The organism is Oligella ureolytica DSM 18253 (assembly GCF_000373745.1).
Taxonomy (GTDB): Bacteria; Pseudomonadota; Gammaproteobacteria; order Burkholderiales; family Burkholderiaceae_B; genus Oligella; species Oligella ureolytica.
In genome coordinates, this window is record NZ_KB892281.1 from 1 (window position 1) to 13,561 (window position 13,561).

General features: G+C 44.5%; 9 protein-coding genes and 2 tRNA genes. 8 read left to right on the forward strand and 3 right to left on the reverse strand.

Going from position 1 to position 13,561, the window contains the following annotated elements:
* The 4 genes from B092_RS0101355 to B092_RS0101375 all read left to right on the forward strand — a co-directional run.
* The coding region (locus B092_RS0101355) for an IS200/IS605 family transposase (RefSeq protein WP_018573449.1) at nt 1-275 on the forward strand (275 nt) is incomplete at its 5' end.
* Between the two features lie 595 nt (nt 276-870).
* On the forward strand, nt 871-3,486 hold the full coding sequence (gene mutS, locus B092_RS0101365) for a DNA mismatch repair protein MutS (RefSeq protein ID WP_115148583.1): 2,616 nt from the start codon (nt 871-873) through the stop codon (nt 3,484-3,486).
* 91 nt (nt 3,487-3,577) lie between these two features.
* A tRNA-Arg gene (locus tag B092_RS0101370) sits at nt 3,578-3,654 on the forward strand.
* 101 nt (nt 3,655-3,755) lie between these two features.
* Nucleotides 3,756-3,831, forward strand: a tRNA-His gene (locus B092_RS0101375).
* Nucleotides 3,832-4,100: 269 nt separating this feature from the next.
* Here B092_RS0101375 and B092_RS0101385 read toward each other — a convergent pair.
* Together B092_RS0101385 and B092_RS0101390 are read right to left on the reverse strand one after the other, a co-directional pair.
* The gene (locus B092_RS0101385; RefSeq protein WP_018573452.1) at nt 4,101-5,627 is read right to left on the reverse strand and encodes an aldehyde dehydrogenase family protein; all 1,527 of its coding nucleotides are present in this window, start codon (nt 5,625-5,627) and stop codon (nt 4,101-4,103) included.
* Between the two features lie 260 nt (nt 5,628-5,887).
* Complete coding sequence (locus tag B092_RS0101390) at nt 5,888-6,337, reverse strand: single-stranded DNA-binding protein (protein ID WP_018573453.1); 450 nt, start codon at nt 6,335-6,337, stop codon at nt 5,888-5,890.
* Nucleotides 6,338-6,567: 230 nt separating this feature from the next.
* Between B092_RS0101390 and B092_RS0101395 the strand changes: the two genes are divergently transcribed.
* From B092_RS0101395 to bamC, 3 genes are all read left to right on the forward strand, one after another.
* Nucleotides 6,568-7,191, forward strand: a complete 624-nt coding sequence (locus B092_RS0101395; RefSeq protein WP_018573454.1) for an L-threonylcarbamoyladenylate synthase — start codon at nt 6,568-6,570, stop codon at nt 7,189-7,191.
* A gap of 160 nt (nt 7,192-7,351) precedes the next feature.
* Nucleotides 7,352-8,248: a 4-hydroxy-tetrahydrodipicolinate synthase gene (dapA, locus tag B092_RS0101400; RefSeq protein WP_018573455.1), complete on the forward strand. Its 897-nt coding sequence runs from the start codon at nt 7,352-7,354 to the stop codon at nt 8,246-8,248.
* Between the two features lie 33 nt (nt 8,249-8,281).
* Nucleotides 8,282-9,424 (forward strand): outer membrane protein assembly factor BamC, encoded by a 1,143-nt coding sequence (gene bamC, locus B092_RS0101405; protein ID WP_018573456.1) that lies wholly within the window; start codon nt 8,282-8,284, stop codon nt 9,422-9,424.
* A gap of 62 nt (nt 9,425-9,486) precedes the next feature.
* Here bamC and B092_RS0101410 read toward each other — a convergent pair whose 3' ends face one another.
* The gene (locus tag B092_RS0101410) at nt 9,487-9,690 is read right to left on the reverse strand and encodes a hypothetical protein (RefSeq protein ID WP_018573457.1); all 204 of its coding nucleotides are present in this window, start codon (nt 9,688-9,690) and stop codon (nt 9,487-9,489) included.
* A gap of 199 nt (nt 9,691-9,889) precedes the next feature.
* Here B092_RS0101410 and B092_RS0101415 point away from each other — a divergent pair, with 199 nt between their 5' ends.
* Complete coding sequence (locus tag B092_RS0101415) at nt 9,890-13,537, forward strand: indolepyruvate ferredoxin oxidoreductase family protein (protein WP_018573458.1); 3,648 nt, start codon at nt 9,890-9,892, stop codon at nt 13,535-13,537.
* Nucleotides 13,538-13,561: the final 24 nt, after the last annotated feature.

The window sequence follows — 13,561 nt, forward strand, 5'->3', positions numbered from 1 at the left end:
TCTTTGTGACTAAATACCGCCGTGACGTATTTACAAAAGCCATCCTTAACGACCTTCAGGAAATTTTCGCTAGTGTGTGCGCTGATTTTGAGGCCGAGTTAGTGGAGTTTGATGGGGAGGACGACCATGTTCACTTATTAGTGAACTACCCCAACATTAAAAAGAAACTGTGGAAAGGGGCTTTATGGTCGCCAAGTTATTTTGCTGGAAGCTGTGGCGGCGCGCCGATTGAAATCATTCGACAGTATATCGAGCAACAGCAAACGCCACCATAGATTCAAAGGACGGCGTTGCCGTCCGCGCTATTCACCCTCGCCCTAAACGACGAGGCTTTCCGCGCATTTTGGTAAATGTCACAGGACATGCAAATTCTTCAATTTCACTTTGAGACATTTCTAATGTCATCGATAATCTCCTAATTTTCTCTGCCTACGCTAGATTATGGTATAAAAAACGCATCTATATAATAAAATTAATGTACAAGCATTATACAGTAGGCAGTGCTTGGTTAAACAGCCTTTTCCATGCAATAACAGGCTGCGCGGCTTTCTTGCAATGCATTCTTTGCTCATATAAAATTAAATGAGGACTGTGCATGCGCAGGTATTGACCATTCCTGTTAAGATCTAACTCGACCTAACAATAAAACCAGCCATCATGTAACGCCTTTTAAACTTAGAATCGTTGCTGATGCAGATCGAATACGTCGACCATTACAAGCTCACCGCCTTGCAAGTCCGGTTAACGCACTACATACCCTACGTCGAATATGCGCATTCTTCTTACTCACAATACGCCTAAAATAAACAACAAGATAGGCACTAAATTACAGCAAGAAGATCGCCAAGTAACACTAACCATTGAATTTGCATGACTACTACTGATTTATCTTCGCACACCCCCATGATGCGGCAATACCTGACGCTCAAACAAGAAGCACCGACGATGCTATTGTTTTACCGTATGGGTGACTTTTATGAAATGTTTTATGACGATGCAGTAAAAACCGCACGCTTGCTCAATCTCACATTAACCAACCGTGGCAAAAGCGCAGGTGAACCTATTCCTATGGCGGGTGTTCCTGTCCATGCGATGGAACAGTATCTCGCGCGTTTGGTTCAGATGGGCGAGTCAGTTGCCATCTGTGAACAGATTGGTGATCCGGCGACTTCTAAAGGCATTGTCGAACGTCAAATTGTACGAACCGTCACTCCCGGTACGTTGACCGATGAAAACCTCTTACCAAGCAACAGTGATCGCCCTCTTTTGGCGATTTACCTACCGACCAAAGGTCGTAATAAAAAATACGGTTTAGCTTGGATGAACTTGGCAAGTGGTGAATTTAAAGTTAATGAGTGCACGGACGAACAATTTGAAACCGAGGTTCACCGCATCGCACCGGCAGAAATAATTACTGCCGACTCGTTTAAGCTCTCGCTCAATTATGATGTGGCCTATAGCAAAACCGCTGACTGGCATTTTGAGCTCAGCGCAGCTCAAGAGAAGCTTTGTGACCATTATGGTGTCGATAATCTAAGTGCTTTTGGCATTGACGAACTAAGCAATGCCACTATCGCTGCCGGTGCCCTATTAAGCTATGTAGAAAACACGCAAAAGCGTAACCTGTCACATATCAAGCCACTGCAATTGGATGATATACAAGAATATTTGATTTTAGACCCGGTAACACGCAAAAATCTGGAAATCACCCAAACCATCAGCGGTGAGACCAGTCCTACCTTATTTAGCCTACTGGATCATTGTCACACGCCCATGGGCAGTCGCTTACTAAGACGCTTTTTACATCATCCCTTACGTCACAACGCACCGATCAAAGAGCGCCAACTCTGCGTACAGGCTTTTTATGATCATCATATCGCCCGTAGTTTTGATGACCCGATTAGTCTATTTGAAAAATTTCTAAAAAGCACGCCCGACATTGAGCGCATTGCCACTCGTATTGCCTTAAGCTCTGTACGCCCTAAAGAATTAGCGGCATTACGTGATACCTTAAGTAGCTTGCCGCAGCTCAATCAGATCATCTACGAGCATTTTAGTGACACGCCCGCGATTCTTAAATTACAGGAAGCACTAAACTTAGCTCCACAACTAGCCGACTTATTGCAAAGAGCAATCGCCGAAGAGCCGTCCACGATGATTCGTGATGGCGGAGTCATCGCAACGGGCTTTGATAGCGAGTTAGATGAATTGCGCAGCTTATCTAATGACAATGGGGAATTTTTACTACAACTTGAGAGTCGCGAACGTGAAGCCACCGGTATCGCCAATCTCCGCGTTGAATATAATCGCGTCCATGGCTTTTTTATTGAGGTCAGTAAAGGTCAAATTGATAAAGTACCTGCTGAATACCGACGCCGTCAGACCTTAAAAAATGTTGAACGCTATATAACACCCGAACTTAAAGAATGGGAAGATAAAATTCTCTCTGCTAAAGAGCGCTGCCTAAGTCGCGAGAAATGGCTCTTTGAACAAATCATCACCGAGCTACAAACCTATGTTGATCCTATGCACAAAACCTCTGAGGCATTGGCGCAATTAGATGTTTACATGGCCTTAGCTCAACATGCTTATCTCAACCAATGGGTTGCACCGGAGCTCGTTGAAGGACCAATCATTAAGATCACTCAGGGTCGCCATCCGATTGTTGAGCGTACGATAGAGCGCTTTACGCCTAACGACTGCCAACTCGATCCACTGCGTCGAATGCTACTTATTACCGGTCCTAACATGGGCGGTAAATCTACTTACATGCGTCAAACAGCACTGATTGTTTTACTGGCTCGCATCGGTAGCTTTGTACCAGCAACCGCGGCACAAGTGGGTTTGATTGATCGTATTTTCACACGTATTGGTGCTGCTGACGACCTGGCTGGCGGACGTTCAACCTTTATGGTTGAAATGACAGAAGCGGCAACCATTTTAGCCTCCAGTACGCCTAATAGCTTAGTGCTCATGGATGAAATTGGTCGCGGCACCTCAACTTATGACGGCCTTTCTTTGGCTTGGGCAATTGCCTGCCGTTTACTGACACACAACCAAGCGTTAGTATTATTTGCCACACATTATTTTGAGTTAACCCGTTTAGCGGAGCAGTTTGACCATGTGGCGAATGTCCACCTAAGTGCAGCAGAATCACCGCAGGGATTGGTATTTTTACATGAAGTAAAAAATGGCCCTGCCAGTCGCAGCTACGGGATACAAGTAGCACAACGCGCCGGTATTCCAATGGCAGTCATCAGACAAGCAAAGCGTGAACTCAACAACCTCGAAATGAGTGCAGAAGACCGTCCTCAGTTAGACTTATTTAGCCTCCCTGAAGAAGAGCTTAACGAACAGGCGAATGACGATCACATTGAGCTTAAAGCACTTAAAGAAGCACTAAGCGCCATTGATCCTGACGCACTAAGCCCACGTGAAGCCCTGGATGTGTTGTACCAATTGAAAAATCAATTTGAGGAGCATTAGAACCTCTTTGCTCAGAAACCACATTAATTTGTATTTTTCTGTGATTCTTTGGACAAAAAGGAATTAGATGAGTTAAGATTACACCTTTCCGGTGCCAGTAGCTCAACTGGATAGAGCACCCGCCTTCTAAGCGGGCGGTTGTGAGTTCGAGTCTCGCCTGGCGCGCCAAACACAATCAAATTAAGTCAATTTGATTAAAATTTTAAGTATTAGCTTTAAATAGCTTGACATAGTTAATTTATCTGCTATACTTATTAATTCTTTCAGTGGTGACCGTAGCTCAGTTGGTAGAGTCCCGGATTGTGATTCCGGTTGTCGTGGGTTCGAGCCCCATCGGTCACCCCATAAAATTACTTTATATCAGTTACTTACAGCTTTATAAATCGTATCCATTTATAAACTGGAGAACGGAAAGCGAATTGGAGAATTTCCAATCAATTGATTTTAAGGTTAAAGCAAATATTGGACGCATTATGCGTCCTTTTTTTATGCCTAAAAACATCAACTCTCACAAGAAGCCATATCCATATACCGTAGAAAAACCACTTAAATAATAAAAAATCAGCACTTGAATAACACGCAGGTGCTGATTTTTATCTTTTAAAGCCTTTGATTTAGAAAAAACCTAACGCTTGATCGCTATAGCTCACTAATAAACATTTAGTCTGCTGGTAATTTGCTAACGCCATCTTGTGTGTCTCACGACCAATACCTGATTGCTTATATCCACCAAAGGCTGCATGAGCCGGATACACGTGATAACAATTAGTCCATACACGACCAGCCTGAATGCCACGGCCCATACGATAAGCTTGCGATCCGTCTCTACTCCATACACCGGCCCCTAAACCAAAAATCGTGTCATTGGCAATCGCAAGCGCTTCCTCTTCATCTTTAAAGGTAGTCACTGCAGCAACCGGACCAAAGATTTCCTCTTGGAATACACGCATTTTGTTATCACCTAACAGCATCGTAGGCTTCACGAAATACCCTTCATCAAGCTCACCACCCTGTCGGTTTCTACTGCCACCAGTTAAGCAAGTAGCTCCCTCCTCTCTTCCCAGATCGATATAACCTAAAATCCGATCAAGCTGGGTTTGAGAGACCTGCGCACCAATCATGGTTGATTTATCTAAAGGATGGCCCTCTTTAATACTCTCTACTCGCGCCACCACTTTTTCAATAAAACGCTCATAGATGGACTCTTGAATTAAGATCCTTGAAGGCGCTGTACACACCTCACCTTGATTGAGAGCGAACATAGCCGCCCCTTCCAAGGCTTTATTTAGAAAAGCATCATCAGCCGACATGACATTTTCAAAGAAGATATTTGGGCTTTTACCACCCAATTCTACTGTCGCAGGGATTAAAGTTGCCGCAGCATTACGCAAAATCTGCTGGCCTACCGGCGTTGAACCGGTAAAGGCTATCTTCGTAATACGATTACTAGTCGCCAAGGCATCGCCGGCCTCTTTACCAAAACCATTGACAATATTTACTACGCCGGGCGGCAATAAATCGCCAACCACTTCCATTAATAACATAATCGAGGCTGGCGTCTGTTCAGCCGGCTTCATCACCACCGTACAACCTGCAGCCAATGCCGGAGCCAATTTCCAACTTGCCATCAACAATGGGAAATTCCATGGAATAATCTGGCCAACAACACCAATAGGCTCTTGGAAATGATAGGCAACAGTATTTGGTTCAATATCAGATATCGCCCCCTCTTCCGCTCTTAGGCAGCCTGCAAAATAACGAAAATGGTCAACCGCCAAGGGTAAGTCCGCACCTAAGGTTTCACGCAAAGCCTTACCGTTATCAAGCGTTTCAGCCACGGCTAGTCGCTCAAGATTTTGCTCAATGCGATCCGCAATACGAAGTAGCACTGCCGAACGCTCTTGCACTGGCGTAGCCGCCCAAGCTTTAAAAGCAGCATGAGCTGCATCCAATGCCAAATTTATGTCATCTTTGTCAGAACGTGCTACCTCACAAAATACCTGACCGGTGATAGGGCTTATATTTTCAAAATAATTACCGTCGACAGGCGGAACCCATTTGCCTCCAATATAGTTGTCGTAGCGTTTTTTAAATGGAAAATCTAGATCAATTCCAAAGCGTTTCAGATCCGTCATACTCATTGCAAGTCTCCTAAGTGAATTTATTGACATCTTCGAACTACATACATCTTCGAACTACATATAAGCGATGCGCTCATCCTTATAAGATAAATATATCGCTTAATACCAATGTAGCAGTATTGTCATAAACCACTAGACGTACCCTCACTTAGGACATGGATATGATAAAAATCAATAACATAGGGTGATTTTTGACAGACGGCATATTATTTAAATACCAAACAATAAAAAACAGTACACCGTCAGTCTCCAACCAGTATCTAATTTAATTTTTCCTCAATCATCATTGAAACTGTCTGATTTTCTTGTGCTAAAAACTCCGCTTCCAGATCATCAAAGTCAGCGTCATCCACCATAATTGATTTAGGCTTATTTTTTGTCCAAATCATTTTTAACTCACGCGCATGAATCTCACTAATACTTCGCACCACACCGTCATCATCAGTATATTGACGATGCTTAATACGCCCTCTTAGCCATAGCTTATCGCCAACATCCATAAAGTCACTCACACGCTGTGCCAAATTACCCTTAAACAAAACAATATGCCACTGCGTATCCACAAACAACTCACCGCTTGAACGATCACGCCATTTGTCAGTGGTTGCCAGTGATAAACGAAGGTGTGCTGTGCCGTCTTGAAAATACCTAAGCTCCGGTGGATGTCCTAAATTACCCATCAAAACTACTTCATTAATGCAAGAAGTCATATGACGCTCCTCTGATAAAAATAAAAAACACTTATCCAAAAATGAAAAAGCGTAAGGCCTAGTGACCTTATTTATTACTGTAGAACAGTTGAGCGCACACACAGCCTTAGCTGGAGCTATTTATCCACCGTCAAAAGCCCCTGCGACAAACTAACAATTAGATCTAGCAATCTTTTTTTGATTACTTTAAGATGATCGTATTGTCTTTAACAACTAATAAAGGATGTGCGATGGCTATTGTATATAACCTACACCCTGATGACCCACAGCAGCGTTTAATCAATCAAGCAGCGGGCTTATTGGCTAATGGCGGTATCTTAGCGATACCAACCGATTCAAGTTATGCCTTAGTAGCCAGACTGGATGATAAGGATGCAGCTGATAAACTACGCACACTACGCGGTTTAGATGATCGCCACCACTTAACATTACTTTGTCGTGACTTATCAGAAATCGCCAAATTTGCCCAAGTAGATAATCAACAATACCGTCTACTAAAAGCAGCTACCCCAGGCCCTTGGACCTTCATTCTTGAAGCTACTAAGGACGTACCAAAGCGAGTCCACCACCGTTCACGCAAGACGATAGGTATCCGTGTACCAGAGCACAAAATTGCCCTTATGTTTTTAGAAACAGTCGGTGAGCCGTTACTGGCAACTACGTTTATTGCTCCCGGCGAAGAAACACCCTTTACTGACATTGCAGATTTCCAAGCCGATTATCAACATGAATTAGCAGGCATCATCGATGCTGGCGCTTGTTTAGGTATCGGCACTACCGTTATTGATTTAACTCAAACACCTGCCGAAATAGTCCGCCGTGGCTCCGGTGACCCGACCACTATCGGCTTATAAACTCCCTACGACAATCTATTTGCACATTAAGGCACACCGCTTAACAATTTGTTATAGCCTGTGCCTTAATATTCTGCATGTCAGGATGTTTTTTTAATGTAAACTAAAGAGCTAAGATTATTATTCAGTTTCTGACGTTTTGTTATTTAAGGATGTAATTATGTCAAGCAACCCTTACCCAGTTTTTAGGGGTAGTATTCCAGCGCTAATCACCCCGATGCTGCAAAATGGCGAAGTGGACTTTGAAGCGTTTAAAAAGCTGGTAGATTGGCATGTACAAGAAAAAAGTGACGGCTTAGTAATTATCGGCACGTCAGGCGAATCTCCGACCATCGATTTTAAAGAGCATGCTGCGTTACTCTCAACTGCTGTAGAGTTTGCTGCTGGCCGCATTCCTATTATTGCAGGCGTTGGTGGCAATTCCACCAAAGAGGCGCTGCATCTAACCCAAGAAGCAGAAAAAGCCGGCGCTCAAGCGGGTCTATCGGTCGTACCATACTACAATAAGCCGACCCAAGAAGGTCTATACCAGCATTTTAAATACATAGCTGAAAATAGTAGCTTGCCAATTATTTTATATAATGTGCCCGGACGTACGGTCGCTGATATGTCGACTGAAACCATATTGCGTTTAGCAGAGGTTCCAGGCATTATCGGCATTAAGGATGCCACCGGTGATATCGCTCGTCTCGGTCAAGTCATGAAGCACAAACCGGCAGATTTTCAGGTACTGAGTGGTGATGACCCGACCGCTGCTGCGTTAATTTTACTGGGTGGTCAAGGTAATATTTCCGTTACCGCCAACGTCGCTCCTCGCCTTATGCATGACTTATGTTTTGCTGCACTTGAGGGAGATCTTACCAAGGTACGCGAACTTAATGCTAAGCTCTCAACTCTTAACAAAGTTCTTTTCGCTGAAGCTAACCCTATACCGGTTAAATACGCGTTGGCTAAAATGGGTAAAACCGATTTAGGCTATCGCTTACCGCTAGTTGAGCCATCTGATGCGACAAAGGCCTTGGTTGATGCAGCCCTAAAAGAAATTAACTTAATTTAATTAAAAGAGCCATTCCAGAAGGAATTACTATAAATGCTAAAACTGCAAACACACATTCGTTTCTTGGCCTTAGCTGCCTGCACCACAGCTGTGATGACTGGCTGCAGCACTGTTGATGATTTGCTGGGCCAAGACCAAGTCGACTATAAAAGTACTGTTCGCGCGGATCCGTTAAGCTTGCCACCTGATCTATCAGATACTCAGATTAATACACCACAATACAGTATTACCGGTAATACGGCATCTGCGCTCGCTTACAACGAATCACAGGAAAGAGCAGCAGCATCGAATCAAGGCTTAAATGTCTTACCGGAAGTTGACGGTATGAAGGTTGTTCGCAGCGGCAATACTCGCTGGTTGCAGCTTGATGCCGATCCTAATCTGGTCTATCCACGCCTAATTTCCTTCTGGAATAATGAGGGTTTCACAATCAATCGTGATAACCCTCAAGCCGGGATTATCGAAACTGACTGGGCTGAAAACCGCGCCAAAATTCCTGGCAACTTTTTACGCCGCGCATTAGGCTCTATTGTTGATATGGTGTCAGATAGTGGCGAACGCGAGCGCTTCACTACCCGCTTAGAGCGTTATGGTAATACCACCGAAGTTTATATTAACCACCAACGCATGATTGAAACTGCTATGGACCGTGACGGTACCACCTTTAAGTGGTTACCCGCTGAAGAGGACCCCGGTCTAAACGCTGTTATGCTGTCGCGTCTAATGGCCTTTTTAGGGGCTGAAGAAAAGCGCGCACAAAATGCTGTACGCAATGCACAGGAAGTTTCTTCAGGTGCCTCAGCAGATACAGCAACACAGCTACTAAGCCCTGTCCCCGGTCAAACAGCATTGAGCTCATCGCTCTCAGCTGATGACACCTGGCGTCGTGTAGGTTCATCACTAAACAGCGCCGGCTTCACTATCCACAGCTCAGATCTGGCAAGCGGTACGTATACTGTTCGTTACCTGGATACTGATACCGGTGAAAAGCGCCAAGCTAGTAACTTCATCAGTCGTTTATGGGGTGATCAGGGTAATATCACACCGGTACCCTATACGATTAGAGTGACGCCTCAAGCAAGCGGCTCCATCATTTCTGTCTACAACAAAGAAGGCCAAGAGGAAAACTCTGCCACCGGCGCACGCATCCTGAGAGTCATCTCCGAGCGCTTCTAAGCTAATCGTATACTATTAACCGCTCTCTCAAAGACTCCGAAATCAATTTTTCGGAGTCTTTTTTAATTTTTATCCTTTGGTTTCTGCAGCAAGATAATCGCGTGAATCATTATCAGAAAAACCACCACAAAAAAACCAAGCATAAAGCCCACTAAAATATTGCTCGTCACAATCCAAAAAATAATTGTTAAGAGCAATGTGCACACTATCCAGCGGCGATTAATCCACTCAAATAAAATAGACACACCAGATTTAAACTTACTCATTCTAAAACCTTTTATTTAATCCTCTAAAAACGTTTCTAAGCGTTGATACAAGCTGTTACTCATACAGTTCTTATCGGTTTAACCCTAATAATAAAAACTCTCATAATAGAGCATAATGAACGGTAAGCGTTCACAAGACGCTAGCGATAAAAACGCAGATTATCCATTTGCGTAAATCACAGATTAGGAGACAGTACGGATGAATAAAGCAATTAATAATCCGTTTGATGATACTACTTCAACAGCAGACAAACAAAGTGGAGCTGATATTTCAACATCAAAAACAACCAATTTAGCTCCGGGTCATGAAGATATTAGTCTAGATACCAAATACACTGCCCGTTCCGGCCGTGTATTTATGAATGGTACACAAGCATTGGTTAGGCTTCCTCTAATTCAAAAGTTGCGAGATGAGCAAAACGGACTAAATACCGCAGGCTTCATCTCAGGCTATCGCGGTTCGCCTTTGGGTAATGTTGACCTAGCCTTATGGAATGCCCAAAAGCATCTTGAAAAGCACGACATCGTATTTCAGCCTGGGCTTAATGAAGACCTCGCAGCCACCAGTGTCTGGGGCTCACAGCAGCTTAACCTTTTCCCCGAAGCAACCCGTGAGGGTGTATTTTCCATGTGGTATGGTAAGGGGCCCGGTTTAGATCGCTCGATGGACGTTTTTAAACACGCCAATAATGCGGGAAGCGCAAAGTACGGCGGTGTCTTATTAATCGCAGGCGATGATCATGGCGCCAAGTCCTCAACCGTTGCATACCAATCCGAGCATGTACTACAAGCGGCGGGCATTCCTGTCCTCTACCCTTCTACTGTTCAGGAGTATTTAGATTTCGGTATTCATGGCTGGGCCATGAGCCGCTACTCCGGGCTATGGGTTAGCATGAAATGTGTCACAGACGTCGTCGAATCCAGCGCCTCGGTTGATGTCGATATTAGCCGTGTACAGATACAGTACCCCGAAGATTTCAAATTACCCGACGATGGTTTAAATATTCGCTGGCCTGATACTCCCTTGGCTCAAGAAGAGCGTTTAAACAACTATCGTTGGTATGCGGCACTCGCCTACGTTCGTGCCAATAAAATTGACCGTATTGTCATAGACTCTCCCAATGCAAAGTTCGGCATTATGACGGCAGGCAAGGCCTACCTTGACGTGCGCCAAGCATTAATTGACTTAGGCCTAACCAAAGAAACTAGCGCCACCCTAGGCATTCGTCTATACAAGGTAGGCTGTGTGTGGCCTTTAGAAGCCCAAGGTGCACGCGAGTTTGCAGAGGGTTTAGACGAAATCCTTGTTGTTGAAGAAAAGCGCCAAATCATGGAATACGCTCTCAAAGAAGAGCTTTACAACTGGCGCGATGACGTACGCCCCGAGGTTTACGGCAAGTATGATGCCAAAGAAGACGGCGGTGGCGAATGGTCTGTACCTAGAGGCCCATGGCTACTGCCTCCAAATGCTGAATTATCTCCTTCTATTATTGCTAAAGCCATTGCGCAGCGCTTATTAAAACGTGATTTACCCGCTGATATTCGTGCCACCATTGAAACTCGCCTAGCGATCATTCGCGCCAAAGAAAAAGACAGTCAGCGTATTTCAGTTGTGACCGAACGTAAGCCTTGGTTCTGTTCAGGTTGCCCACATAACACCTCAACTCGTGTACCCGAAGGCTCTCGCGCAGTCGCCGGTATTGGTTGCCACTATATGACCATCTGGATGGATCGTAATACCGAGACCTTCACTCAAATGGGTGGTGAGGGTGTGACTTGGATTGGTCAACAGCACTTTACCAACACCAAGCATATTTTTGCCAATTTAGGTGACGGTACTTATTTCCACTCAGGTATTCTTGCTATCCGTGCTGCCATTGCCGCAAAAGCAAATATTACCTATCGTATTTTATTTAATGACGCAGTGGCAATGACAGGCGGTCAACCGGTTGATGGCACCCTGACCGTGCCAGCGATCAATGCTACATTAATCGCTGAAGGGGTCAAAAAGATCGTGATCGTCAGTGATGAACCGGAAAAATACAAGGGCGTATCATTAGTCAATAATCCTGAGATTCATCATCGCGATAATTATGATGCCGTCATGGAGGAGCTACGCAATACCGAAGGCACCACCATTATTATTTATGATCAAACCTGTGCAACAGAAAAGCGTCGACGCCGTAAGCGTGGCACTTACCCTGATCCACAGCGTCGTGTTTTTATTAATGATGAGGTATGTGAAGGCTGCGGTGATTGCAGTGAAAAATCCCACTGTTTATCAGTCGAACCTTACGAAACACCACTAGGCACGAAGCGCCAAATTAACCAGTCCAGCTGTAACAAAGACTTTTCCTGTGTGAAGGGCTTTTGTCCAAGCTTTGTGACTGCTGAAGGCGCTGAAATGATAAAACCGAAGATTGACGGCGCTAATATTCCGGTATTAGACAGCAACATGCCGAAGCCGCAGTTACCTACGATTAATCGAGCCTACAACATTTTAGTACCGGGCGTAGGTGGAACCGGCGTTGTTACCGTCGGTGCTATTCTCGGCATGGCCGCACACTTAGAAAGTAAAGGTGTGCATGTCTTGGACATTACCGGATTAGCTCAAAAAGGTGGTGCTGTGATTAGCCACGTACAAATCGGCTATCAGCCATCCGACCTTTATGCTACTCGAATCGGGATTGGTGAAGCAGACTTAATTTTAGGTTGTGATTCACTGGTTGCCGCATCCAAAGAAATTACCTCAAAGGCACAAAAAGGTCGCACTTGGGGGGCCATTAACCAAGCCAAGGTACCTACCGCAGAGATTATCGCTAATCGCAAATGGCGTTATCCCAGCAAAATTACCGAGTACGATATTAGAGATGTTTTGGGTGAAGAAAATGTCAGCTTCTTTGATGCCAATCGCAAAGCATTGAAACTACTCGGCGATACTATCTTTGCAAACCCCTTATTAATGGGTTATGCATGGCAGCTGGGTAAAATACCTTTGCAATACGAGAGTCTGATGCGGGCGTTTGAGTTAAATAACGTAGCGATCGAGAAAAATAAGGAGGCCTTTGAATGGGGTCGTCATTTAGCCATTCACGGACCCGACTCCGTCAATACCGATCCGGTTTCAAAAATCACGATCGATGATGATGACGCAGCCACCACCAAGCCTATTGCGATGGTTGAAAGTCTTGATGCGCTTATCGAACGCCTAAGTAATCGTTTAATAGATTATCAAAATGCAAAGTATGCGGAGCAATTTAAGCAAGTAGTCGCCTCAGTTCGCGAGGTAGAGCATCATATCGCCGGTAGTCATGCTCGCCGATTGACTCAAACGGTAGCACGAAATCTGCACAAACTGATGGCCTATAAAGACGAATATGAGGTCGCCAGACTCTATCTACGCAAAGAGTTTTTTGACCGCTTAAGACGCCAATTTGAGGGTGAACCGGGTAAGGACTATCAATTATATGTCCACCTGTCACCGCCAAGCTTAAAGATGAAAGATAGCGATGGCACACCTCGTAAGAAAAAATATGGTCCTCGTATCTTTACGCTATTTAAGATATTGACTAAGTTGAAGTTCTTACGTGGTACAGCGTTTGATCCGTTTGGCAGACACCCGGATCGGGTGTTAGAGCGTCAGCTCATTGTTGAGTATCTTGATACGCTGGAACAAATCAAATCATCGCTAAACGATCACAATTACGATATTGCTTTGGAATTGGCTAATTATCCTGACGATATTCGAGGATATGGCCCTGTCAAAGAAAAATCGCTCGTGGCGGCGACGCAGAAAAAAGAAAAACTGCTTAAGCAATTAATTTCTAATACTAATTTAGCGGCATAAGAAATTTTTACTTGCTTAAAAGTA

Bases quoted from the DNA above. Each gene is read 5' to 3' on its own strand.
- B092_RS0101415 (WP_018573458.1), top strand. From the start codon at position 9,890: ATGAATAAAGCAATTAATAATCCGTTTGATGATACTACTTCAACAGCA.
- bamC (WP_018573456.1), top strand. From the start codon at position 8,282: ATGCTAAAACTGCAAACACACATTCGTTTCTTGGCCTTAGCTGCCTGC.
- B092_RS0101390 (WP_018573453.1), bottom strand. From the start codon at position 6,337: ATGACTTCTTGCATTAATGAAGTAGTTTTGATGGGTAATTTAGGACAT.
- B092_RS0101410 (WP_018573457.1), bottom strand. From the start codon at position 9,690: ATGAGTAAGTTTAAATCTGGTGTGTCTATTTTATTTGAGTGGATTAAT.
- B092_RS0101395 (WP_018573454.1), top strand. From the start codon at position 6,568: ATGGCTATTGTATATAACCTACACCCTGATGACCCACAGCAGCGTTTA.
- mutS (WP_115148583.1), top strand. From the start codon at position 871: ATGACTACTACTGATTTATCTTCGCACACCCCCATGATGCGGCAATAC.
- dapA (WP_018573455.1), top strand. From the start codon at position 7,352: ATGTCAAGCAACCCTTACCCAGTTTTTAGGGGTAGTATTCCAGCGCTA.
- B092_RS0101385 (WP_018573452.1), bottom strand. From the start codon at position 5,627: ATGAGTATGACGGATCTGAAACGCTTTGGAATTGATCTAGATTTTCCA.